The 21,891-nt window shown below is 69.5% G+C and carries 24 protein-coding genes; 11 read left to right on the top strand and 13 right to left on the bottom strand.

Annotated features, from left to right (window positions below; translation table 11 throughout):
- Positions 1 to 99: 99 nt before the first annotated feature.
- The 9 genes from ACGFYY_RS32630 to ACGFYY_RS32590 form a co-directional block, all read right to left on the bottom strand.
- Complete coding sequence (locus tag ACGFYY_RS32630; protein ID WP_393714950.1) at positions 100 to 1,845, bottom strand: DUF2637 domain-containing protein; 1,746 nt, start codon at positions 1,843 to 1,845, stop codon at positions 100 to 102.
- 33 nt (positions 1,846 to 1,878) lie between these two features.
- Positions 1,879 to 2,007: a hypothetical protein gene (locus ACGFYY_RS32625; RefSeq protein WP_383981166.1), complete on the bottom strand. Its 129-nt coding sequence runs from the start codon at positions 2,005 to 2,007 to the stop codon at positions 1,879 to 1,881.
- Positions 2,008 to 2,277: 270 nt separating this feature from the next.
- The gene (locus ACGFYY_RS32620) at positions 2,278 to 2,463 is read right to left on the bottom strand and encodes a hypothetical protein (protein WP_393714948.1); all 186 of its coding nucleotides are present in this window, start codon (positions 2,461 to 2,463) and stop codon (positions 2,278 to 2,280) included.
- Positions 2,464 to 2,591: 128 nt separating this feature from the next.
- Positions 2,592 to 2,942 carry a hypothetical protein gene (locus ACGFYY_RS32615; protein WP_393714946.1) on the bottom strand — a complete coding sequence of 117 codons (351 nt, stop codon included), beginning with the start codon at positions 2,940 to 2,942 and terminating at the stop codon, positions 2,592 to 2,594.
- A complete protein-coding gene (locus ACGFYY_RS32610; protein ID WP_393714944.1) occupies positions 2,939 to 3,472 on the bottom strand; it encodes a WhiB family transcriptional regulator in 534 nt (177 codons plus the stop codon). Before ACGFYY_RS32610 ends, ACGFYY_RS32615 begins: the two co-directional genes overlap by 4 nt.
- A 356-nt stretch (positions 3,473 to 3,828) precedes the next feature.
- Complete coding sequence (locus ACGFYY_RS32605; RefSeq protein ID WP_393714942.1) at positions 3,829 to 3,984, bottom strand: hypothetical protein; 156 nt, start codon at positions 3,982 to 3,984, stop codon at positions 3,829 to 3,831.
- 13 nt (positions 3,985 to 3,997) lie between these two features.
- Complete coding sequence (locus tag ACGFYY_RS32600) at positions 3,998 to 4,915, bottom strand: hypothetical protein (protein ID WP_393714940.1); 918 nt, start codon at positions 4,913 to 4,915, stop codon at positions 3,998 to 4,000.
- 288 nt (positions 4,916 to 5,203) lie between these two features.
- Positions 5,204 to 5,485 (bottom strand): hypothetical protein, encoded by a 282-nt coding sequence (locus ACGFYY_RS32595; RefSeq protein WP_393714938.1) that lies wholly within the window; start codon positions 5,483 to 5,485, stop codon positions 5,204 to 5,206.
- 46 nt (positions 5,486 to 5,531) lie between these two features.
- A complete protein-coding gene (locus tag ACGFYY_RS32590) occupies positions 5,532 to 5,735 on the bottom strand; it encodes a helix-turn-helix domain-containing protein (protein ID WP_393714936.1) in 204 nt (67 codons plus the stop codon).
- Between the two features lie 159 nt (positions 5,736 to 5,894).
- On the opposite strand from ACGFYY_RS32590, the gene ACGFYY_RS32585 reads away from it, so the two are divergent.
- From ACGFYY_RS32585 to ACGFYY_RS32570, 4 genes are all read left to right on the top strand, one after another.
- Positions 5,895 to 6,434 carry a GntR family transcriptional regulator gene (locus ACGFYY_RS32585; RefSeq protein WP_393714934.1) on the top strand — a complete coding sequence of 180 codons (540 nt, stop codon included), beginning with the start codon at positions 5,895 to 5,897 and terminating at the stop codon, positions 6,432 to 6,434.
- Positions 6,435 to 7,199: a GntR family transcriptional regulator gene (locus ACGFYY_RS32580; protein ID WP_393714932.1), complete on the top strand. Its 765-nt coding sequence runs from the start codon at positions 6,435 to 6,437 to the stop codon at positions 7,197 to 7,199.
- A gap of 166 nt (positions 7,200 to 7,365) precedes the next feature.
- Positions 7,366 to 8,403, top strand: coding sequence for an AAA family ATPase (locus tag ACGFYY_RS32575; RefSeq protein ID WP_393714930.1), 1,038 nt, complete (start codon positions 7,366 to 7,368; stop codon positions 8,401 to 8,403).
- The gene (locus ACGFYY_RS32570; protein WP_393714928.1) at positions 8,400 to 8,969 is read left to right on the top strand and encodes a guanylate kinase; all 570 of its coding nucleotides are present in this window, start codon (positions 8,400 to 8,402) and stop codon (positions 8,967 to 8,969) included. Before ACGFYY_RS32575 ends, ACGFYY_RS32570 begins: the two co-directional genes overlap by 4 nt.
- A 7-nt stretch (positions 8,970 to 8,976) precedes the next feature.
- Here ACGFYY_RS32570 and ACGFYY_RS32565 read toward each other — a convergent pair whose 3' ends face one another.
- Together ACGFYY_RS32565 and ACGFYY_RS32560 are read right to left on the bottom strand one after the other, a co-directional pair.
- Positions 8,977 to 9,816: a DUF1932 domain-containing protein gene (locus tag ACGFYY_RS32565; protein ID WP_393714926.1), complete on the bottom strand. Its 840-nt coding sequence runs from the start codon at positions 9,814 to 9,816 to the stop codon at positions 8,977 to 8,979.
- Positions 9,817 to 9,823: 7 nt separating this feature from the next.
- Positions 9,824 to 10,474, bottom strand: a complete 651-nt coding sequence (locus ACGFYY_RS32560) for an HAD family hydrolase (RefSeq protein WP_393714924.1) — start codon at positions 10,472 to 10,474, stop codon at positions 9,824 to 9,826.
- A gap of 174 nt (positions 10,475 to 10,648) precedes the next feature.
- Here ACGFYY_RS32560 and ACGFYY_RS32555 point away from each other — a divergent pair, with 174 nt between their 5' ends.
- Entirely contained in the window at positions 10,649 to 11,602 is a 954-nt protein-coding gene (locus tag ACGFYY_RS32555) for a helix-turn-helix domain-containing protein (RefSeq protein WP_393714922.1), read from the top strand.
- Positions 11,603 to 12,586: 984 nt separating this feature from the next.
- Here ACGFYY_RS32555 and ACGFYY_RS32550 read toward each other — a convergent pair.
- Complete coding sequence (locus tag ACGFYY_RS32550) at positions 12,587 to 13,006, bottom strand: hypothetical protein (protein WP_393714920.1); 420 nt, start codon at positions 13,004 to 13,006, stop codon at positions 12,587 to 12,589.
- Between the two features lie 437 nt (positions 13,007 to 13,443).
- Here ACGFYY_RS32550 and ACGFYY_RS32545 point away from each other — a divergent pair, with 437 nt between their 5' ends.
- On the top strand, positions 13,444 to 15,855 hold the full coding sequence (locus ACGFYY_RS32545; protein ID WP_393714918.1) for a hypothetical protein: 2,412 nt from the start codon (positions 13,444 to 13,446) through the stop codon (positions 15,853 to 15,855).
- The gene (locus ACGFYY_RS32540; protein WP_393714916.1) at positions 15,852 to 16,697 is read left to right on the top strand and encodes a DUF721 domain-containing protein; all 846 of its coding nucleotides are present in this window, start codon (positions 15,852 to 15,854) and stop codon (positions 16,695 to 16,697) included. Before ACGFYY_RS32545 ends, ACGFYY_RS32540 begins: the two co-directional genes overlap by 4 nt.
- 163 nt (positions 16,698 to 16,860) lie before the next feature.
- On the opposite strand, the gene ACGFYY_RS32535 is transcribed toward ACGFYY_RS32540, so the two are convergent.
- Positions 16,861 to 17,865, bottom strand: a complete 1,005-nt coding sequence (locus ACGFYY_RS32535) for a DUF6083 domain-containing protein (protein WP_393714914.1) — start codon at positions 17,863 to 17,865, stop codon at positions 16,861 to 16,863.
- A gap of 129 nt (positions 17,866 to 17,994) precedes the next feature.
- On the opposite strand from ACGFYY_RS32535, the gene ACGFYY_RS32530 reads away from it, so the two are divergent.
- From ACGFYY_RS32530 to ACGFYY_RS32515, 4 genes are all read left to right on the top strand, one after another.
- On the top strand, positions 17,995 to 18,600 hold the full coding sequence (locus ACGFYY_RS32530) for a DciA family protein (protein WP_393714912.1): 606 nt from the start codon (positions 17,995 to 17,997) through the stop codon (positions 18,598 to 18,600).
- Positions 18,601 to 18,681: 81 nt separating this feature from the next.
- Positions 18,682 to 20,025: a replicative DNA helicase gene (gene dnaB, locus ACGFYY_RS32525; RefSeq protein ID WP_393714910.1), complete on the top strand. Its 1,344-nt coding sequence runs from the start codon at positions 18,682 to 18,684 to the stop codon at positions 20,023 to 20,025.
- A gap of 366 nt (positions 20,026 to 20,391) precedes the next feature.
- Entirely contained in the window at positions 20,392 to 21,060 is a 669-nt protein-coding gene (locus tag ACGFYY_RS32520) for a hypothetical protein (protein ID WP_393714908.1), read from the top strand.
- 544 nt (positions 21,061 to 21,604) lie between these two features.
- On the top strand, positions 21,605 to 21,891 hold a 287-nt coding region (locus ACGFYY_RS32515), incomplete at its 3' end, for a hypothetical protein (RefSeq protein WP_393714906.1).

Raw genomic sequence — 21,891 nt, 5'->3', positions numbered from 1 at the left:
TGGCAGGGTTGGTGCCGGCGCTTCGGCGCCTTCACCGTGTCCCCGAGGCATTGCCCGTGCCTCGGGGGCCGGTGGAACCGTCGAAGCAGTTCGTGCAGGTCAGGCGGCTTCCGCGGGGAGCTCGCCGTTCTCCTGGAGGATCTGGATCGCGCGCTTGCGCCGGGTGGACGCGGTGCCCTGGGAGACGCCGAAGTGCTGCTCGATCCGGGTGAGGGTGACGGCCTTCAGGCCCTCGGCGCGGATCATGTCGGCGATCTGCCGAGCCTCCCGTTCAACCGGGTTCAGCCGGGCTTCAGCCTCCAGAGCGGCAGCCTTCACCTCGTCCTCGGCGGCCTTCAGCCGGGCGGCGTTCGCGGCGGCTGCATCCTCGGCGGCCTTGCGCTCGAGCTCCTTGGCGTCAGCTTCCGCTTGAGCTGCCTTCAGGAGGGTCTGCTTGGCCTTCAACTCCTCCTCAGCAGTCACGCGCAGAGCTTCAGCTGCCTCGCGGCCCGCCTCGGCAGCGGCCCGCTCCTCCTCCTTCGCAACGCGTCGGGCGGTGGCCGTCTCGGCGCTCTCGATCAGCTGGCCTTCAACCTCGCTCTGGCGGGCTTCAAGTTCCAGGCGGCGGGCTTCAGCCTGCTGGTCGAGAACCAGTCGGGCGCGCTCGGTCTCCCAGCTGAGCTGGTCCTTTTCCCGGTTGCGGGCCAGTTCGTCCTCGCGAGCCTGTCCGGCAAGTTCAAGCTCGCGGACCTTAGCTTCGGCCTCGGCAGCAACGCGCTTGATCTCGGAGTCGGCCTCGGCCTTATTGACTTGAAGGTCGGCTTCAGCCTGCTGAACCCGGATTGAAGCTGCCGCTTCGGCCTCCGCCTTGGCGGCTTCGAGTTCGCCCTTGGCCTTGACCTCCGCAGCCTGCGCGTGAAGCTCGGCGCGCTTGACCTGAGATTCCGCTTCAACCTTCTGAAGCCGAGCGCGGGCCTGCTGAAGCTCCCGCTTCTGGTCCCGAAGCTCGGCCTTCGTCAGCTGACGGTCGGGCTCTTCGAGTGCCTCCTCGATCCGCATGCCGTACGCGGTCAGCCTCAGCGGTTGAAGGCGCTCCTCCGTGGCCTTGAAGCGCCACAGCCGTCCGAACTCCTTGCGCAGTCCGGACCGGTAGACCGAGATTTCGCGGTCGCGTTCCAGCGCCTCGTCGTAGGAGGTGATCTCCCAGACCTTCATCAGCCGGTTGACGCGCTGCGTACTGACCGGGGTGTAGAACCAGCGGGAGAGGCGAATCCGCTCCATCTCGCGGCGGCCCTTTAGCCGACCGATGTGCGCGGCGTACAGGTGGGCCGCGATCTCGGAGAGGACCACCCACAGTGCGGCGAGCGCAGCGTGGCCGATCTTCCCCTCAAGCGTGGCGCCGGTCTGCCAGTTCAGGACGATCGTGACGATCGTCAGGACCCGGGGGACCCACTTGACCCAGCCGAGCGGCTTGTCGGCCTTGACCAGGAGCAGGTTGACGATGCTGAAGGTGAGGATGCCGAGGTCCACGCCGACGGGCAGCATCCAGGCGTAGTCGCCCCAGCCCCAGCCGCCGGCCGACGCAGGGGCGGCGGCCTTCTTCTCCAGGGCCCGGTAGGACGAGGCCAGGCCGAGCGTGCCCACGCCGACACCGGAGGCAATGCCTGCGCGCAGCAGCCAACGGTCGCCCTTGGACCAGTGCAGGGCCGCAGCCGCGGCAGGGCCGGCGTTCTGCTCGTGTGTGGTGGGGGAGCCGGTGTCGGAGGTGTGGGGGCGGGCATCGCGGGGGGCCGGCGGGAGGACCGTCTGCAAGGGCGGCCTGTCCAGCGGGCTGTGGTCGAGGTACGGAGGGCTGGGGCTGGTCACGGGGGACTCCTCACGGAGAGGGGGTGTACGGGGTCAGCGGCGGGAGTTGGCGGCGGCCCACGCGGTGACGTAGATCCCGGCCGCCATGAGGACGCCGGTCAACACCTGGCCCTCGATGGCGAAGGCCGTGAAGGCGAGGGCGGCAAGGAAGAGGCGGATCACCGGGGGGCACTGGCGGGCTTGTCCGGGCGGACGGGGGCGACGGCGGCCCAGACGGTGAAGACGCCGAGGGCCAGGAGGTAGAGCATCGACAGGACGATCAGGAACTGGCTCACGTCACTCCTTACGGGAGGGATCAGGACTGAAGAGAAGCGATGCCCCGGACCGGGGTGGTGAAAGGCCGGCGTCCCGTGCGGCGGGTAGCCGATCAGCGCAGCGCCGGGGTGGCGGTCAACAAGTTGTCGTCCGCTCCCGCCGGGCGGGAGCGGCGAATCAGCTCTTGCCGTGCCGGGTGATGGGCGGGTGGATGTCTGTGACGCGGTGGCCGCTCTCCCAGGCAGCGGCCGCGGTGAGTGCGGCGGCCGCCAGGAGAACCCGGGTGAGTGGGTGGGCCAGGCCGCGCGCGGCGATGGCCCGCACCGCGTGGTGCTGGGCGGTACGGGCGGTCGGTATGTGCACGGGCTCCTATTTCTCCGTCTGGGCGTCGGCGCCGCACTTGCACGGCTCGTGCCGGACCGACTGGAAGGGCTTGCCGTCCGCGCCGACCGAGTTCACGGTGACCAGGGTCGGCGGGTGGCCGCAGGAGCTCACCGGACCGTGCCCGTCGCGCGCGAGCGAACCGGGGCGGTGGCGGCCTGGCCGCAACGGCAGGTCCAGAACCCGCACAGGCCGCACGCGTCCTCCGCCGCCCTGAACGACAGCGTCTTGAACGAGAGCAGCGGGGGTCGGGTGTAGCCGGGGGCCATCTCGGCGAGGGTGCGCCGGACCCGGCGCCCGTCGGGGATCCGAACATCGTCCCGCTGGGCCATGGAGAGCAGCAGGGTGCCGACCTCGACCTGGTGGAGGGAGTCAGTCTCGTCGCGCTCGTAGCCGCGGGAGTCGTCTTCGCGACGGATGTCGTCGATCTTTCCGGCGCGCGGGGTGAGGGTGGTGGTCATGCCGCTACCTCCCAGCCAGTGCGGGCGCGGCGGGCGGAGCGGATCTGGCTGATCTGGGCGACGAGATTGCGGATCCGCTGGTTCTGCAGCGCCTGCAGCTCGCTCTGGCGCGGCATACCGGAGGACCTGGTCGGCGTCCTGCCCGCCTCGCGGTTCAGGTCGACGGTGAGGCTGGTCAGCTTCTTCCATTCCGTGTCGCTGGCCTCGTCGGCGGCGATCGCGGCGCCGACGCGCTGGGCCTGGCGCTCGCGGAGGGCGGCCAGCTCGCTGCCGGACCTTCCGCCGCGGACCAGGTCGTCGACGCGGCTGTTGCCGTCGCCGTCGCGCAGGGCCAGCTCCTCGCAGGCCGCCCGTGCCGGGCAGCCGTGGCAGAAGCGGACCGCCTCGGCGCGCTGCGCCTGCCACGTGGCCGGCGGCTGACCGTCGGCGCGGAAGAAAAGGTCGGGGTCCGCCTTGGTGCACCCGGCGCCGGCGTCAACGGCGGCCTGGAGCACCGGGCGGCGCATCCGGCGGGCCTGAGTGGATGTCATCCTGTGCATGTGCGTCTTCCCTTTCCGGAGGGTGACTGCAGAGACGAACCCCCGGGCTTAGGCCCCCGGGGGTTCGTCGTTTCTGGGCTGCTGTACGAGCAGCCACGGCCGCCGGCCCCCCCCGCGGGGGGGGGGGGGGGGGGGGGGGGGGGGGGGGGTGGGGTTGTTCTGAGGTATGGGGGGCCCGCGGCCCCCCCACAACAACCGGGGGGGGGGGGGGGGCCCCCGCCCCGGGGGGCCCCCCCCCCGGGGGGGGGGGGGGGGGGGGGCGTGGCGCCCCCCCCCCCCCCCCCCCCCCCCCCCCCCCCCCCGGGGGGGGGGGGGGGCCCCCGCGGCCGTGGTCGATCGTGCGAGTGTCAGCTGAGTTCGGCGTCCCGGGCGTCCAGCTCATCCAGGTACTGCACGTACTCGGCGTGGTCCGACGCCTCGTACCACGCGTGCATCTCCTCCAGCTCGGCCTGCCGCTGCTCATACGCGGCCATTCGCGTCGCCTGGTCGTCGTTCTTGGCCATGGGCCCTTCCCTCCTACTTCTTGCGCGGCTGCGGGCGGTAGATCGTCGTGGCGAGGCCGGTGATCCGGCTGTCGAGTGCTGCCCGCTCGAAGCGGTCCAGGTTCGGGTTGAGCTGCCGCAGCGTGGCTTCCAGCTCGTCGCGCAGCCTCTGGACGTCGGCGTTCTTCACCGCGGTGGCGGTCGTCTCCCACTGCTGTGCGCGCTGACGTGCGGTGTCGCGGGTGCGGTGCTGTTCGACGACGGTGGCCTGCTTGTCCTGGTGGCGTCGGGTCTGGCGCAGGTCTGCCACGGTCTGGGTGACGGTGGCCCGGTGGGCGATGAGCTTCTGGCCGGTGGTGCAGGGGCGGCCGGTGCGGCAGGTCGTGCAGGTGTGGCGGTGGGCTGCGAGGGCGCGCTCGGTGCGGTCGAGGGCGGCGGCCGGCCCGGCGAGGTTGGAGCCCGGCCGCGAGGGGATGGCGGCCTGGGCCTGGGCGTTGATGCGGTCGGAGAGGTTGATGGCGTGGTCGCAGGGGACGCCGATGCGGCACACCTGGCAGCTGGCGCGGTGTGCCCGGAGGCCGTTGCGGAGGGCGTCCGTCGTGTGCGCCAAACGGCTGATCGCGGTCGGCGCGACGGGAAGCGGCTTGCGGCGGGTGCCGCCCTGGGCGCGGCGCCCGGTGACCGTTTCCTCCGCGCGGAGGAGGCGTTCGCCCCACTCCTCGACGGAGAGGTCGAAGGTGACGCGGCGCAGGCTGCCCTTGCAGCGGGGGGCCGCGCCGGCGGCGCCGCGTCCGGTGCGGTCGAGGTGGTGGGGCTTGACGATCTTGCGTTCCAGGCGGTGCCAGGTCTGGCAGTCCGGGCAGAGGATCGTGCGGGGTTCGCCGTCGCGGAGGTTGATGTTCTGCGGGGCGAGCTTGCTCAGAAGGAGGGGTTCGCGGGTGCTGGGTCGCATGGGGTTCTCCCTGTTCAACGGGCAGGAGGGGGAGAGGCAGAGGTGCGGAGTTGGGTTCTCCGTCCGACACAGACCCGCCCACTGGAGGCGGCGGTGCTGTGTCGGGCAGGCAGCCAAACGGCCGCGAGAAGGTGGTGCGGAGCGGTGACTCTGGAGCCACGGGGACCTCATGGCCGAAGCCCGTCACCCGTTTCCAGCCGCTCTCGATATGAAGATTTTTGGGGGCCGTCTCCGGCTCCCTTCACCAGGACCGCGTACGGAACGCGGTCTTGGTGAGGGAAGCCGGAATCAGCTGGCGAGCAGGACGGGGGACACGGTGCCCTGCGAACCGGACACCTTCGCGCCGGCGGCGATCCGCCGGGCAAGGGCGTCGGCCGTCCCGAGGTCGACGACCACCTCGGTGCCCTCCGCATGCAGACCAACCACGAAGGTTCCGGTGGCGGCGGCCCGGACGAAGGCCGGGTTGGCGGCCTCGAGTACGTGCTCGTAGCCGTCGAAGTCGGCGGCGGACCAGGTGGCGATGTCGCCGGGCTGGGCGCCGAGGCCACCCGGAGTGAAGTCGATCTGCATCGTGGTTCCTCCTCGTTGAGGTGCAGGCAAGCTGTGGGCGGTTGCGCTACTCGTTGACGACATAGGCCGACTTGGCGAGGTGCTCCTTGAGCGCCTCTTCCGGGATCCGGATCGCTCCGCCGCGGGCACGGGTGCCCTGCTGCCGCGGACGTCCGCTGCGTACGGCCTTGATGTCGCCGGACTCGATCAGCCGATAGACCGTGGCGGTGTGCACGTTCAGGACGGCGGCGACTTCTTTCACGCGCAGCACTGACAACCTCCCTCCGTTTCGGGGTGCCCGGCTGAGCACACTCGAACTGTACTGAATTAATGAGCACAGTTGCAATAGCTGCAGCAGCTCCGCGCTGTACTGATTCAGGTAGCAAGGCGATAACCTGGGGGTTCGGATCGAACGAGGAGGGCGAAGCGCATGACGCAGCAGTGGACGAGCGGCTCGTCCGCGTACATCACGCCGCGGGAACCTGGCACCGGTGACGCCTGGGCGGACGAGGCCGCACGCATGGGGAAGGCCGGCACACAAAGGCTGGTCGAGGTGACCGAGTGCATCCCACCTGCACTGATCGCCTCTGCGCTGCGCCTCGCCCCCGGCGAGGCCGCCATCGTGCGCCGTCGGGTGATCGAGCTGGACGGCAAGCCCATCGAGCTGGCGGACTCCTACTACCCGCTGCACGTTGCGAGCGAGACGGCGCTGGCCCTGCCTCGCAAGATCCCCGGAGGGGCACCGACCCTGCTGGGCAAGCTCGGGTACATCGCGAACGAGGTCGCCGAGGACATCTCCGCCCGGGAGGCCACCTCCGACGAACAGGTTCTGCTGCACCTGAACGAAGGTGATCCGGTCCTCCTCCTGGTCCGACTCAGCCTTGATCAGGAAGGCCGCCCCATGGAGGCCGTCCACATGACCATGACCGCGCAGGGCCGACACCTGCACTACCGGATGCGGACCAGTTGAATGGCGAGAGAGCACGTCGACTCGAGGCCCCAGCACAAGCAGATCGCTGCCGAGCTGCGAGCACTGATCCTGTCCGGGGACATGCCGCCAGGGAGTAAGTTCCCGTCGGTCCGCGACCTGATGAGCAGGTTCGCCGTCGTCAACCAGACAATTCAGCGAGCCTTGAAGATCCTCAAGGACGAGCAGCTCGTCGTGGGCAAAGCTGGCGCTGGCGTGTTCGTCCGAGGCACCACTCAGCAGATCATCAATCCCGCTTCGTACATGCCCCCCGCACAGGGAGACGCTCCGTACAGCTGGATCACCGAGGCTGCCAAGCGGCAGCAGGTCGGTACGAGCGAGATTCTCGACGTCACCGAGGTCGAGCCTCCTGTTCAGGTGGCCGAAGTACTCGGGCTGGCCAGTGGAGAGACCGCCGTTCTGCGATACCGGCTGATGCTGCTCGACGACGAACCGGCCGAACTCGTCCGCTCCTACTACCCGGCGGATATTGCCCGCGGAACGGCACTGGCGCACCGCCGCCGCATCAAGGGCGGATCCCCGACCCTGCTCGCGGAGATGGGCTATCAACCGGCCGCCGCCGTCGATCGAGTCTCCGTGCGAATCCCCACACCCGAGGAAGTCCGTCTCCTCGAACTTCCGGAGGATGTGCCGGTCCTTCGCACCTTCCGCGTCGTCTCGACCGACAACGGGCGCCCCATCGAAGTCTCGGTGATGGCGAAGGCCGGCCACCTCTACGAGCTGCAGTACCAACTGCCGATCCACTGACCGCACCGCCTTCGCTCGATGTCCTGGCTGACGAGGCAAATCACATCGCGCTCAGTGCAGACGGGCCATCACAACGGCTTACAGATGTGCGTGCGCATCTCCATTCACGGGTTTTCAACATCTACGTACACATGGGTTTTGGGGGCCTGAATCTAGGCTCACGTGCATGACGACGAAGGAGGGGCAGAGGGTGGGGAAGTACCGAGCGGGGTGGGAGCCGGACCGGCTGCGTGAGCAGCGGGAGGCGCATGGCCTGACCTTGGAGAAAGCGGGCGATCGTCTGCGGGAGGTTGCGGAGCAGGCGAAGTTGAAGGGCATCCCGGCGGCGAATCCGCAGACGTTGTGGCAGCACGAGCAGGGTGAGGTCTACCCGGGTCCGCACTACCGGCGTGCTTACTGCCTGCTCTACCGGGCCACCGAGCCTGACCTTGGGTTCCGCAATGCGTTGCCGGGCGAGGAGAGCTCGTTCAAGCTGACTCCCCTGGATGACCGTCTCAACGGCTCGCACGTTTTGGCCGTGGAGCGGGCGATTCACCGCATCGGGCCCGGCACCGGTGAGGCCGATCATTTCGCGTTGCAGCAGCGCATCATCGACGCGTGGAAGAGGCGGCACACCGGCGGTGACCCTCACCGCCCGGTGTTGATCCTCGTGGGTGGCTATGCGGGCAGTGGGAAGACGGAGCTCGCCAGGTTCTTCGTCCAGCTGACGGGCTGGCCGCTGCTGGACAAGGATCCGCTCACCCGCCCGCTTGTTGAGCGCCTGCTGGTCGCGCTGGATGGAGACGCGAACGACAGGCACACCGACCTGTACCGGGAGAAGGTCCGGCCGGTGGAGTACGACTGCCTGATGCAGTCGGCCATGGCGAACATCAAGTGCGGCATCTCCACCGTGTTGACGGCGCCGTTCATCGCCGAGATGACGGACGTGAACTGGATGCAGCGGCTCACCAACCGGTGCAACGCTCTCGGGGTCGATGTCTTCCCGGTCTGGGTTCGTTGTGACGAGGAGTCGATGCGGGAGTACATCGGGTTCCGCTCTGCTGCCCGGGACGCGTGGAAGTTGCAGCGCTGGGAGGAGTACATGGCCACGATCGACCTGGAGCTGCGGCCAGCGGTGCCGCACCTGGTTGTCGACAACCGGATGGGTACCGCGGTGTCGCTCGCGGACCAGGCCCGGCAGGCGATGGGGGCGATGTACGCGTGAGCCGGAGGCAGGGTGTGATCCTCTATGGGCCGCCGGCTGCGGGCAAGGACACCGTGACGCAGGCGCTCACGGGGCTCGATTCGCGGTACGGACAGTTCGCCAGGCTCAAGGTCGGCTCGGGCAAGAGCGACGGGTACCGGATGGGCTCGGAGGCGCAGCTGCGCGAGTTGGAGTCCGCTGGCGACGTCGTCTACGCGAACCGGCGGTACGGCAATACCTACGTGATTGACCGGCCGGGGGTGGATGCGGCGTTCGCGGCCGGGGTGCCGGTGGTGCACCTCGGGCAGATCGACGGCATCCGCGCGCTGGTCGACGGCTATCCGGCTGACTGGGTGGTCGTCCTCCTGTGGTGCCCGCAGGAGGTGACGGCCGCACGGTCCGAGGGCCGGGGTGACAGCGACACCGCTGCGCGCCTGGCGGCTTGGACAGCGACCCGCGAGGACCTGGACGCGCACCCGGATACCGCCTGGGACCTCACGCTGGACACCGCGGCGATGTCGCCGGGGGAGTCCGCCCGACTCATCGACCAGCTCCTGGTCCAGCGGGCGGGAGCCGGAGCGGCATGAATGCGGGCTACGGCTGGGCAAGCCGGTCCAGGGCGTCGGCGAGCGTGAGCTCGCCGTCGTCCTTAACGTTGTCCCACCGGGCCAGCGTGGACGCGGCCGCGCGCAGCATCTCCGGGGGAAGGCCGGCGGCCGCAAGCATGTCGGCGGCTTCCTCCAGCTCGGGCCCCCACCTCCATGCACGCGCAGCCGTCTTCGCGATGTATTCGGGCTCGGAGAGGTACGAGTCGGTGCGACGGGAGGCGATGTCGATGAGCTCCTGGTCGACGCCGTGCTCGCGGGCCAACCCGATCGCGAGGGCCACCAGCACGCGCGAGGTCTTCTGGAAGCTGGCGTACGCGAGCTTCAGTGCGGACGCCTGGCCGACCTCGGTACCCAGCACCTTCGTCCGCACTGCGGTCCGGACGAAGAGCGCTTCGATGCGAGCGGTCTCAGAGGCCAGACCGGACAAGTACAGGGTCGGCGTCTTGCCGTTCACTGGTGGAGAGCCGACGACGCCGCCGTCGACCACGGCCGCTGTCGGCCCGAGCAGGCCCGCGATCCTTACCGCGCGTTCGGCGCTGATGGCGTTGGCCTCCACGTACAGGCCGGCGAAGCCGTGCGCAGCAACGTCACGGGCCAGGTCCTCGGCGACAGCCGGCGGGCACAGGCTGATCACGATCTCCGAGCGGTCCAGCAGCTCCTGCAGCGTCGATACCGCCCCCAGCCCGAGCCGCTCTGCGCGCGTGGCGCTTGCGGGGCTACGCCCTGCGTCGCACCAGAGGACTGCGGACGCGTTGGTCGCGGCGCACGCCGCGACTGCGGCGCCCATGCTGCCGGGGTGGAGGATGCCGACGGTGGGCTGGTGCATGGTGCTGCTACTCCGTGGGTTCGTTCAGGAGGATGGTGATGGCGTCGGTGACGTCATCGACGGCGTGGTGGGGCGGGACGAGGTTGTCGGGCCACGGGCGTACGCGCAGCCAGATGGTTCGCAGGCCCGCCCGCCGGCCACCTTCCATGTCGCCGGCTGGGTTGTCGCCGGTGATCCAGCCGCCGTCGGAGAGTCGCAGGCCGGAGCGGGCAGCCGCGAGTTCGAGAAGTCGCCGGTCGGGTTTCCGGACGTCGATGTCGCCGGAGACTGCGACGCCGTCAACGAGCTCGCTGATTCCGGTCGCGGCGAGCTTGGCACGCTGGATGTCGCTGGGCCCGTTCGTGGCGATGGCGATTGTCCATGCGGCGGCCCGGAGGTGGGCCAGGCCCTCGAGGACGGTCGGTCGGCACGTGGTGGAGGCGGCCATGAGGTCGACGTACGCGTGCCAGAGCTCCTCAGCGGACTCGTGCAGCCTGAAGGCCGTGCGAAGTCGGGCGAAATCAGCAGGGGTAGCGCGATCGGCGAGTTCGGTACGCAGCCACTGCTCGACGGCCGGCTCGTAGCCGCGTGCGAGGCAGAGGCTGGCCACCGCACTGCTGACCGCCGACCGTCGGTCGATCAGCGTGTCGTCCAGGTCGAAGATCGCGAGGCGTTGCACGGGGATGGACCATACCCGGTGACCTCTCAGGGCTGGTCAGCATCTCGTGGTGCGGGGCGGTTTGTGATCTGCCTTCCCGTCGTACAGGAGGGCGTGCTGCGTGATCACGTCCACACCAATGGGGCCTGGCGCGAGAGCGTCTTGTACTCGCGGACCGAGTGGAGGTCATGAGCAGTGCACGAAGGCCCGTACAAGAAGATCAGCACGGTTCGTACGGCTGTGTATCGGCTGTACGACGCCGAAGAGCGCCTGCTGTACGTCGGAATCACCATGAACTTGCAGCAGCGCCTCGCCGATCACCGCCGCCAGAAGTTTTGGTGGCATCTGGTGAAGCGTCAGGACGTCCGGTGGTACGACAGCCGGCCCAAGGCCGAAAGCATCGAGGCAGAAGCGCTCCGGACCGAAGGCCCCCTGTACGACGGAACCGACCGCATCGCCAACTGGGTTCATGCACGCCAGTCGCGCCCAGCGGATCCATTCTGGCGGCCGGTCGCCGAGGCGCTCCTCTCGCAGATCACGAACGGCACGTGCCTAGTGGGTAACCGCCTTCCTACGACACGTGAGCTTGCGGCCCGCTTCAAGATCTCGGAGTCATCCGCTGGCTTCGCTCTGCACATGCTCCGGACAGCCAGGGTGATCGGGGCTCCACCCCACAACGCGGTTCGCCCTATCGCGGACCACCAGCCCCTCGGACGGACCGACGCCGAAGTCAGGAACCGGCTTGCAGGAGGCGATCCGCCGGAACGAACGGCCACGACACCTCCCTCTCAGAGTCCTAGTGGTGTATCTTTCAGGGATCTGTCGATCATGAGAGGCTGCGCCATGCCCGACCCGGACCGCTTGAGGCAGGTCGATGCCCTGCTGGACGGCCTGGACGACGTCCTGCCGCCACCCCACGTGCGGGCCCAGTTGCGTCTTGCTGCTGGCCTCACGCAGAAGGATGTCGCGGACGTTGTGGGTGTGAAGCGCGTGGCGGTCGCGCGCTGGGAGTCGGGCGAGGCCCACCCTCGGCGCCCACACCGCGACGTCTACCTTCACCTGCTCAGTGGGCTCGCGAAGCGTTTTCCCGAAGCCACACAGCTGGATGAGGGCATGCCGACGCCGACCTCCGAGGGGGGATCGGGATGACCTAAAGGCCATCGGCCGCGCGCGCCACAAAGCGGACTAACCATCCGCTGGCCGTCGCGCGGCCCGTCTACCGACTACGGATTAACCACCCGCGTCGGCCGCTCAGGTCCCAGTTTGCCGCTGGTCCTGAGCTGCGGCTCACCGAGCCGCTCGTTTTCTCCGGCCCCTAACCAGGGCCACTGACACACCAAGCCACTAACCACGGCCACCACAGCTGTAGCTAGTAGTTGCGTTACCCGCGGGCCCCCACCACAGGGGCTTCGCGGTTCAGCAGTACCGGGCGGGACGGAGAAATCTCCCCCCACCCGGTCGGTGTCTGCCCCGCTTCTCACGAAGGGGGGCTTACCCGTCACATCCACACATCCGGTGGGCCAGCCCCGAGGGGCACGGTCGTCCAGCTACATGGAGAGCAGGTCGTTTCTCATAGTGCACGACGTGGTGTCCCCTTGTCAGCCTGACAGTGTCCGTTTCACCCCGGTTCAGGCCCGGCGGTCGTCCCGTGTGACGGGATCGACGTACGGTTCATACCCCTTTTCCCAGTTCGTACAGGAAGAGGGGTTTCCGGTAGGAAGCTACAAGAGCGGGGCTTTCGGAGCGGGTTCGACGGACGTGGTCGCGACGACTGCCGCCTCGCCCGTACCCCCGCTCTCGGAGGTCGTCGACAACTCCGTCGACGGTGGTGTCCGCGAGGGCTTTGTCCCGTGTGGCGGGACGGGTTCGAAGGTTGCTGCCCGCCGTGCGGGAGCGCTGGGGGCAATCGAGGCTGGCCGGTCTCTGTCCACAGGGCGGCCGGTCCAGTCTGCCGAAGTGATCACTTCTCGCGCCGCTGCGCCCTTCGTCCGTCCCGCCCCCAGCGGAGGTGTCCGCTTCAGCCGGTACACCACGGCCATGAACATCTGCCCCGCTCTGCCCACCCCGGGCGTCCGTTCGCACGGGGCCGCCTACCGCCCGGGCGCCGGAGGGTGCTCAGTGAGCACCCGAGCATCAGCCGGCGACGGCCTTCAACGGCGCGTCCGCCTTCTTCTCAATGAATGCCCACTGTCCGCTCGGAGCCGAGTTCGGGGTTCCAGGCGGGACTGTCAGCCACAGGGATCCGTCGTCGGCGATGAGCAGCAGTCCCTGCGCGTGGAGGGAGTGCACTGTGTCGCGGGTCTCGGTCTGTACGGAGCCCATGGACTCGGCCAAGTCAGTGGCCAGGTTAGTGTCCTCGAGGATCAGGTCGAGATGGCCCGCGGCACCGAGCGGGAGGTACGGCCCGTAGATGCGGCGGTAGTCCAGCAGGAGCTGCATGGTGCGGGCTTCGCCCGACTCAGGCCCGAATGCTGTGGCGATGGTGCTCATTACCTCGGTGTCGGAGCCGACCGGGTGTTCCCAGTCCTCGTAGAAGACGCCGGGCGGCTTCATGTCGTACAGGCTCTTGGGCTGTCGTGGGCGGGGGGTACGAGCCGGGCGGGGGCCGATCCGCTGTGCGGCGGCTGCCCTCCGGGCGGACTCTCGGGCTCGGCGGGCTGCGGGGTCCTTCTTCTTGGCTGCCATGTGCCGCACAACGATCGGTTCGGCAGCAGGTTCCCGTTCACCTCGGTGTGCTGCGTGGACGGGGGTGTGTCCCTGTGATGTCGAGGGCGACGCTCGTCGCGATGCACCCGCACTCGGCAGGCGACTCCGCGGACAGCTCTGCAGTCCTTCCACGACAGCGGGCCGCGCTGCGGTCGGTGCCGGCCTGCGGGACCTCGCGCCGCCGACTGCGGTCGGTTTCGGCGCAGGCCAGTCCGGTCCCGGAGCGGGCCGCAGGTCATCCGCTGTCGCTCGGTCGCGACGCTCGTGCGCGTCTGGGTGGCGCGGTGCGCGCGCTGCTGGACGTGCCCGGCCTGGACGGTGCGTCGGACGCGGTGCGTCTGGCGGTGCTGGTGCTGGCGTCGCGGACGCCGTCGGAGACCGGCGTGGTGGAGATCCGCACCTCGGAGTTGGGCCGGTGGCTCGGGCTGTCCGCGTCGCACGTGGCCTCGAACGTGGTGCCGGTGCTGCGCCGCTCGGGCGTGGTCTCCGTGGAGACGGCGCCGGGCGAGTACGGGCAGGACGACGGCCTGGAGTGCAAGGTGCTGCCGCTGTGGGCGGCGCAGGACGTCGTCGGGCACCCGCTGAACCTGGCGAAGAAGGAGTACGCCACCCTGTGGCGGCTGCTGCAGGCCGTGATGGGTCCGGGCTGGACGCACCGGGACGGCTCGGTCACCCCGGCCGGGCTGATCGGTACGCGTACCGGTCGAAGCGCGGCGACGGACCGCCTCGCGCTGCTGCTGCTGGTGCTGGAGGCGCGGGAGAACGGGCGGGTGCGGCAGTGCGGCGGAACCGTGGACACCAAGCGCGGCCGTGCGGCGACGACGGTGGCCCGGCTGCTGGGGTGCACGGCGTCGGCTGGCGAGCGGGTGCTGGAGCGCCTGGAGGACCGGGAGCTGGTGCTGCGGGTGCGTCTGCGGACGGGCTCGGGCATGCGGAACCGGTCGCGTCTGATGGTGCCGGCGGTTGCCGCCGCGCACGGCCGCACCGTCGCCGACGACGTCCAGGAGGACCGTGCGCAGGCCCAGGAGCCCGAGTTTTCAGACCCCGACGTTGCGGCAAGGGCTGGTGAGACGCCGGAGCTGGACGAAGAGTCGCAGGTCAGCGGCGTGCCGGTGACGGATGAGGCCGATGTTGCAGACCCCGACGTTGCGGCAGCCCTTCACACTGACCACCCTCACCTGGTTACTCCCGTCGTCCCTCCGCAGCTCTCTCGTGGCTTTTCCGGCGAAGGCCGTGGGGCTGACGGCAGTCGGCCGGAGCGCGTGTGCGCGGGCGAGGACCAGGCCTTCGACGGCCAGGCCAGCGCTGCCGGGACCGGCGAACTGGTGGCCAAGGACGGCCCGCTGCGCGGGGAAAAGCCGAAGGAGTCCCCGGTCGATGAGCAGGTGGGGCAGCGCGCTGCCGGGGCTGGCCCCGGTGGCCGACCGAAGGCCGCGGGGTGGGAAAAGGCGCAGCAGCAGAGGCGGGTGGCCCTTCCGGCTGATCTTTCCCTGCGGGTAGCCCTGGGCCCGGTGGCGTGGCTGTGGAAGCAGCTGAACGGCTGGCAGCAGAACAAGGTCGAGGCGGCCACGAAGGCGGAACTGGCACAGCTGGCGGGCCTGGGCGTGGCGCCGGCGGGTGCGCCGCGGCTGCTCGCTGACCGGCTGACCGACCGCCTGGAGCAGACCGGCGGCGAGGCCCTGGTCGACAAGCCGTACGGGTGGCTGATCGGACGGGGCCTGGTGCAGCGGCCCGCCTGCTCGCACCGCAAGTGCGACGACGGAATGCGGCTCGACACCGCGCAGGACTGCGAGAACTGCGGCAACGTCCGCCATTTGCGTCGTGCCTGGCGTGCACGGATCGGCGCGGAGATCGACCGGGAGCTGCCCGGCCTGGCCGACGGCGAGCGCCGCCGCGTCCTCGAGGAGCGGCTGCGCGAGCGGGTCGCCCTCGAGGCGGAGGACCTTGCCTGGCGCCAGGAGCAGGCCCGTGCGGAGCGGGCCCGGCGCGATGCGGCCCGTGCGGCAGCCGCTGAGCAGGCGGAACGCGAGCGGCAGGCCGCGGCCGCCGCCGACGCGGTCCGCCAGGCGCTGGCGTGCGAGGACTGCGGGCGCGTCCGGGCGGCCGGGCTGTGCGAGGCGTGCGACCACGGCCGTCATACCGAGGTCCTGATTGGTGAGGCCGGTCTCCTCGCGGCGGCCGGGTCCGCCGACCTCAGCGACCCAGGCAGCATTGCGGCCGCCGGCGCCGGGGCCCGCACAGCCATCAAGCACAGCACCGCCGCTGCGTGGCAGGAGTTCCTCCAGATCACCGACGTGGCCACCCTGGAAGCCGATCCGCAGGCCGCTGCGGACGCGTACGTGTTCACCGCGTTCCACAGCGCGCAGCAGGCCCTCGGCGAGTACCACGAGAGCGCCCTGGCGATGCTGCGCGGTACCCCGGAGGCTGAAGCCGAGGCCCGGCGGGCGTACCGGTCCGAGCAGGGCCGTCCGTGGTTCCAGCACCACCCGACCGGCGCGGATGCCGTCACCGCCGCGACGAAGGCCGCCGACACGGCCCGGGACCGCGTGGCCGAGTGTCTTCTGGCGGCGCGGCTGGAGCAGCTGCGCGAGCAGTCCGCTGCCCGGCCCGAGAGGTCCGCGTCGTGGACGGATCGGCTGCCCGAGCTCGCCGCGCGCCCACTGGACGGCGACGCGGCCGGGACGGTGATCGCATGACCGAGCTGAGCGGCGTCGACCTCGCGCGCCAGGTCCTGTTCGCGGCCCGCGAGGCGGCGAGGAAGAACGGGTCCACCACCAAGAAGCCGAAGCGGCTTACCACCACCGTCGTCGTCCGGCGCGACGGCCGTGCCCCGCTCGGGCTCGGCGCGGCGATCGACATGATGATGACCGAGCGCGGCCTGGCCACCCCGGCCGCTGGCGGTAGCGTCCTTGCCGAGTTCGACGCCATCCTCGCCGCGGCCGTGCCCGAGCTCGCCGGGCGTGTGAAGGCCGTGGCGTTCGACGCCGAGACCGGCCGCCTGGACGTCGTCCCCGACGCCCCGGCCGTCGGCACGAAGCTGCGCTGGAGCGCAGCGCGGCTGATTGCGGCGGCCAGCGAGCGGGTGCCGAGCGGGAACGTCCGCGCCCTGCACGTCCTGGCGCCCGCGCCCGTGAAGACGGACCTCACCACCCCGGCCGATGTTGCTCCGGACTCGCCCGCGCCTGCCTCACCAGCCGGTCCGGTGGAACGCCGGACACCGCCGGACGGGTACCGCCGCGCGATCGAGGCGCACCGTCAGGCCGCGCCACCGTCCCGGGTGGAGCCGGCGATCGCGGAAGCGGTGGAGCGGCAGACGAAGGCGATGCGCGAGCTGTCGCACCGGGCGTTCCCCGAGCCCGGCGTCGTTCTGGACGATGCGCCGGCCCCGATCGCGCAGGCCCGCACTGAGCGCCGCCGCCGGGCAGCGGCGATCGAGGCCGCCGCGCTGCGCCGGGCTCGCGCCGAACGAGCCGGGGCAGCCCTGCCCGCGGCGCCGCACCCCGGCGGGCTGGTGAGGGGGCATGAGCCGCAGCAATGACAGGGAAGCTGCACACATTATGGCGAGAGGTGACCGGGGACGCCGCTGACTGGGTGCGCGGCTCCCCAGCTGCACGGACAGGCCCCTCTGGTGTTCGTCTACCGTGATCGCCGGGCAGGTAGACGGCGGCGCGGGTCCGGGCGCGGTTGGGAAGTGGTCACGGTCAACCCTGGCCGGAGCGGCCCGGATCTGCTTCCCAACGACGGTGCGTGGCACGGCGAGCCGTGTGCTTGGGACGGCACTTGTAGCACATCCAGCCCAGCCCTTCCACGACCTCCCTGTCCGGCACCGCGCCGACCTTGCCCGCATCGCACCCCTTCCCGGCGCAGATGAGCCGCGTCGCCTTGCTCGGCTCCGGGGAGAACACGGGTACGGCGGTCGGCCGCTGGTACCGGATATGGCTGCTGTGGCGAAACGGGTCGAAGTGCTCACATTCGCGAGGATGGGCGTCGGGCGTGGTGCTTTCGGCGGCGTGGGCGGGACAGTGCTGGTCGCGCCAGCGCACGCTCTCCTTGTAGCTGACGTTGTTCAGACTCCACACCCACATTGTCTGGCCCTCCCACAGCGGGGCGTCGCCGGTCGGGTCGCGCGGGTAGGGCATCTCGATCTCCGCCCACTCGCCCTGAAAGCCCGCCCGGTCATCACGCACCAGGTTGTCGCACCGCTGTCCTGTTGCTTCCGACAACGCCACGCACAGCAGCTCACCGACCGTTGACGGGGCGAGGAGGTGCACGGAGTGGTAGGCGACAACGTCCCGGCGAGTGCTGCGGCCGTCGCGCTCGCGGCCGGCGCCCTGGTCGTCGTTCTCCGCTCCCGTCAAGGGCGCGGAGAATCTTCCTTCCCGGATCGCGGTCTGCATGTTGATGGCGGACTGCCGGTGCAGATCGGCCAGACCCGTGTCCGTGAACTCCTCATGCTCGATACCAGGGCAGACGGTCGGGTGCGCGATCCAGCACGTGTCTTCCACCGACCCGAGTCGGGCGACACCGGCATCCACGCTCCACCGCGCCCGAGGCGGAACACGGGAAGTGGGGAACTGCCTGGGCAGCAGAGGAATCCTGCCGCCATCGGCCCGGTCATACCACCACACCACGTTGTGGCAGTACAGGCAGCGTCCCGTGTTGTCTCCTCGCAGGGACTTCGAGGGGGCGTGGGGATGAATGCGCATGGCCTTCGGGAGCCGGCCGCCGCTGTCCCAAGGAGCAGTGTTCACATCTCCCTTTGTATGCCTCAGCACACACCGAGTACAGGACAATCATGAACCTGAGAGCACCATCGCTGTAGTCCAGGAGGGCGCATGGAGCAGCATCAGGATCTCGCCCGCCTCGCACTGTGGCAGGCCAGACAGGACGCCCGATGGCGGCGCGGCGAGCGCGCTTCACGCCGGCGAAGTCAGCCCGGGGCGGGACCGGTGCTCCTGCGGAAGGCCTTCTCCGACCTGCTGTCCGAGCGCGGGTGGATGATCCCGGCCGTGCACCCCTTGTTCACGTCCTGGCCCGACATCGTCGGACCCGAGATCGCAGCGCATGTGACGGTGGTCGACGTCGATGGCGGCGGCCGGTTCATCGTGCGTGCCGACTCGAAGGCATGGGCAAGCCAGATGCGGCTCCTCGCGCCCCAGCTCGTCGCCCGCCTGAACCTGGACCACGCGGTAGTCCGTGCGCTCCAGGTCCTGTCCCCGCAGGACCCCCAGCTCCCGGTGGAAAAGGCTCCGCTCTGGCGACGAGCCGGCCTGGTCAGTGGTGCGCCTGCCTCCGGAACCTCCGACAACACCCCGCAGCCCAGCGACGGCGAGCCGTCCACCCCGTTCTACGCCCCGCCAAGCCCACCCGAGACTCCGCCAACGGCACAGGATGTCCACCGCCTCGCCCTGGCCCGCGCCCGTGCCTCCAAGCGTTCTTGATCCACATCATGGCCCAGTCCGCGGGCTGGCTACCCTGACCCGGGGCACCTGTGCGCGGTGCCGGACAGCGAGAGGAACCACATGGCCGAAGACGGCATCGAGCAGGCCCAGCCCAACGACCTGCAGGCGGAGAGGGCCGTCCTTCACCACATGCTGCTCTCCACCGACGCCATCGCGGACACCGTCGAGATCCTCCGCGGCCACGACTTCTTCCGGCCGGCCCACGCGGTCATTTACAACAGCATCCTGACCATCTACGGGGCGAACCAGACGCCCAACCCGTTCTCCGTGTGTGAGGACCTCACCAAGGCAGACCAGCTCGACGAAGCCGGCGGCGCCGACTACATCAACGACCTCGCCCGGCAGAAAGCCAACAGCCGGAGCCTGGCCAAGAACACCGAACGGGTGCAGTCGACAGCCAGACTCCGGCGGCTGCAGGCCGCTGCCCTGCACATCCACGACCTCGCCACCGACGGCACTCCGGAATTCATCGACCGAATCGCCGACGCCGCACAAACCAAAATCTTCGAAGCCACCGCAGAACGCCCCGACAGCGTCCCGCCCGCCTTCGTCCTCGGCGAAATAATGGAAGACGCCCTCGACCAGATCGAAGCCATCGGGCAAAGGCGCGGCAACCCGATCGGCGTACCCACGGGATTCACCGACCTCGACTCCCTGACCGGCGGCCTCCAACCCGGCCACCTCACCGTGATCGCCGCACGCCCCGCCATGGGCAAATCCACGCTGGCCCTCGACATCCTCCGCTGCGCCAGCATCAAGAACAACCTGCCCGCCGTCCTGTTCACTCTGGAATCCAGCCGGACCGAAGTCGCCATGCGGATCCTCTCCGCCGAGTCCCGCGTCGCACTCCACCACATGCGCTCCGGAACCATGACCGACGACGACTGGACACGCCTGGCCCGACGCATGCCCGACACCTCCGCGGCCCCGCTCTACGTACAGGACAGCTCGCACGCCACCTTCACCGAGCTCCGCGCACAAAGCCGCAGACTGCGCACTCAGCGAGGTATCGAACTCATCGTCGTGGACGACCTGCAGATGTTCACCTACGGCACCCGCCCCTTCTCGTCCCGATACGAGGAGATCTCCGAAATCTCCCGCTGCCTCAAGCTCCTCGCGAAAGAACTCGAGATCCCGATCGTGGCCGTATCCAAACTCAACCGCGGCCCCGAACAACGCGCCGACAAAAAGCCGCAAGTCAGCGACCTGCGCGACTCCGGCGCGCTGGAAGACAACGCTGACCTGGCGATCCTGCTCCACCGCGAGGACGCGTACGAGAAGGACTCCCCCCGCGCAGGCGAGGCCGACCTCATCGTGGCAAAACACCGAAACGGACCCACGGCAACCATCACGGTGGCCTTCCAGGGGCACTACTCGCGGTTCGTCGACATGGCCTCCACCTGACACCCGCCTTGTAGGACCCGCGACTTCGTTAGCGATGAAGGCAATTCGTTAGCACTGGATTAGCAAATCCGCGGTTCGGTGAGCAATCGATCTCGTGGCCTGGGAGTTCGTCTGGCCCGCGGTCACGACTTCCGAGCCCCATGACCGCGCAGGTACTCGTGATCGGCCGACAGAGTCGGTGCTAACGAAGCCCGGATTCCGGTGTTTCCGCAGGACGCGTGCTCACGAAGTCGCGGACCCTACACCGCCCCCATCGTCGCCAATCAGCCCGGCACGACTTCAAGCCCTGACCGACAGGAACAGACATTGGCCCAGCACGACGAGCAGAGGCATCCTGCACCGTTACCGAAGCCACTGCGTCGAACCATGGAAACCAGCACCCCGATCCCCACACCGTGGCCAGACCTGACCGACCTCGCCGAGCTGAACTTCCGCCACAAGGTAGGCATCGTCGCGCAGCGGGGCAGCCGGGAAGCCAAGGTCGGCCGGGACATCGCCGTCCACGCAGCGAAAGCCGGCGTACCCACGCTCCTCTACACCGGCTATCCCCCTAATGAACAGACCGACTGGCTGGCCGTCGACGAGACTCCCAACCCGACCCCAGCAGACGTGAACGCACGGGCACAGCGAAGGATCAACGGCGAGAAGCCTTCCTTCGTAGTCATTGAGCGCTACGAACGCCTCAGCCCCACCCCACCGCCGTACCGCGAATGGGACGACCCCATTGACGACCCGGACGAGCCCGAGTCCCGGGCAGACCAGCTCATGTGGTCCGTCAGGGAGATCAGGATCGACCTGCCCCTCCTGCTCACCACCGTCGTCGATCCCGAACCGCAACTCTCCCGCCGCATGTCCACCTGGCTGCACATCGATCACCCTGCGATGGTGATGACCGATGTCTGCAAACCCACCCTTGTCGTGCACCGCACCAGCCCGCAGACGGTGGACACACGGATGGAGGTCGACCCCCACGAATACCGCACTAGAAGTCACAGCACCTTGCAGTGGACCCCCCTGAACCTACGCCAAACCTGAACAAGCCGCGGCTTGCAAGTCCACAGTTCCGGCCCCTTGGCCGGAGCACAACGCGAGGCACCTGCCGCAGGAGCCCCCAGCGCCCGAACGTACCGCCGAGGAGTGAGCACGAGGTAGACGGAGCCGGCCGAATCCCCGCCGTGGAAGCCCGAAGACGGGCCGAAGCCGAGGATTTGGTCGTGGCCCGCGGGCGACCGGCCGACCACATAAGTACAGTCCCGCGGAGCATGACGGGCTCCGCCGTCTCGCGCGTACCACCATCGGTGGACCGTCCGGATGCACAAAGTCCGGCAGTGGTACCCCAGTACCCAGGAACACCGGCTCATCTGGCGCGGCCCCTACATCAAGGGCCCGGCCGATGCCCCCTTCATGATCGGAGAGAAGGCTTACGCCGTGGGCGGAACCGGCCGCCACTTACGGAGGGGGAGACATGAGGACGGCCCGGGAACTGCTGCCTGACGGAACGATCGGGCGAACTGTGTCCGCAGAGGAGATCGGTCCCGACCCGGAGCCCTTCAGGCGCCCGCTGATCTGTGGCCTCTGCATGACCGGAGTGCTGCCTGTCCGCGGCTACAAGACCGTGCCCAGCCTCTTCCGGCTCGGGTCCGGGCTCCAGCACGAGGCCGGCTGTGACCTCAACCCGACCGAGGTCATCGACTCAATCGCCCGCGACTCCCATGGCCTGGCCCACGTCGACCAGGGCATCCTCCGCCTGGAACTCCCCTCAGACCTCACGGGAGCACCGGGCCCGGACGAACCGACGGGCACCGGAACCGAGAGCGTTGTCCGCACGCGGAACGTCACCACTGTCCGCCCCAAGCTGCCGCCCGC

This window comes from Streptomyces sp. NPDC048331, from assembly GCF_043201215.1.
Taxonomy (GTDB): domain Bacteria; phylum Actinomycetota; class Actinomycetes; order Streptomycetales; family Streptomycetaceae; genus Streptomyces.
Note: the sequence above shows the minus strand (reverse complement) of the source record. Positions and strands in the feature narration are given on the sequence as shown.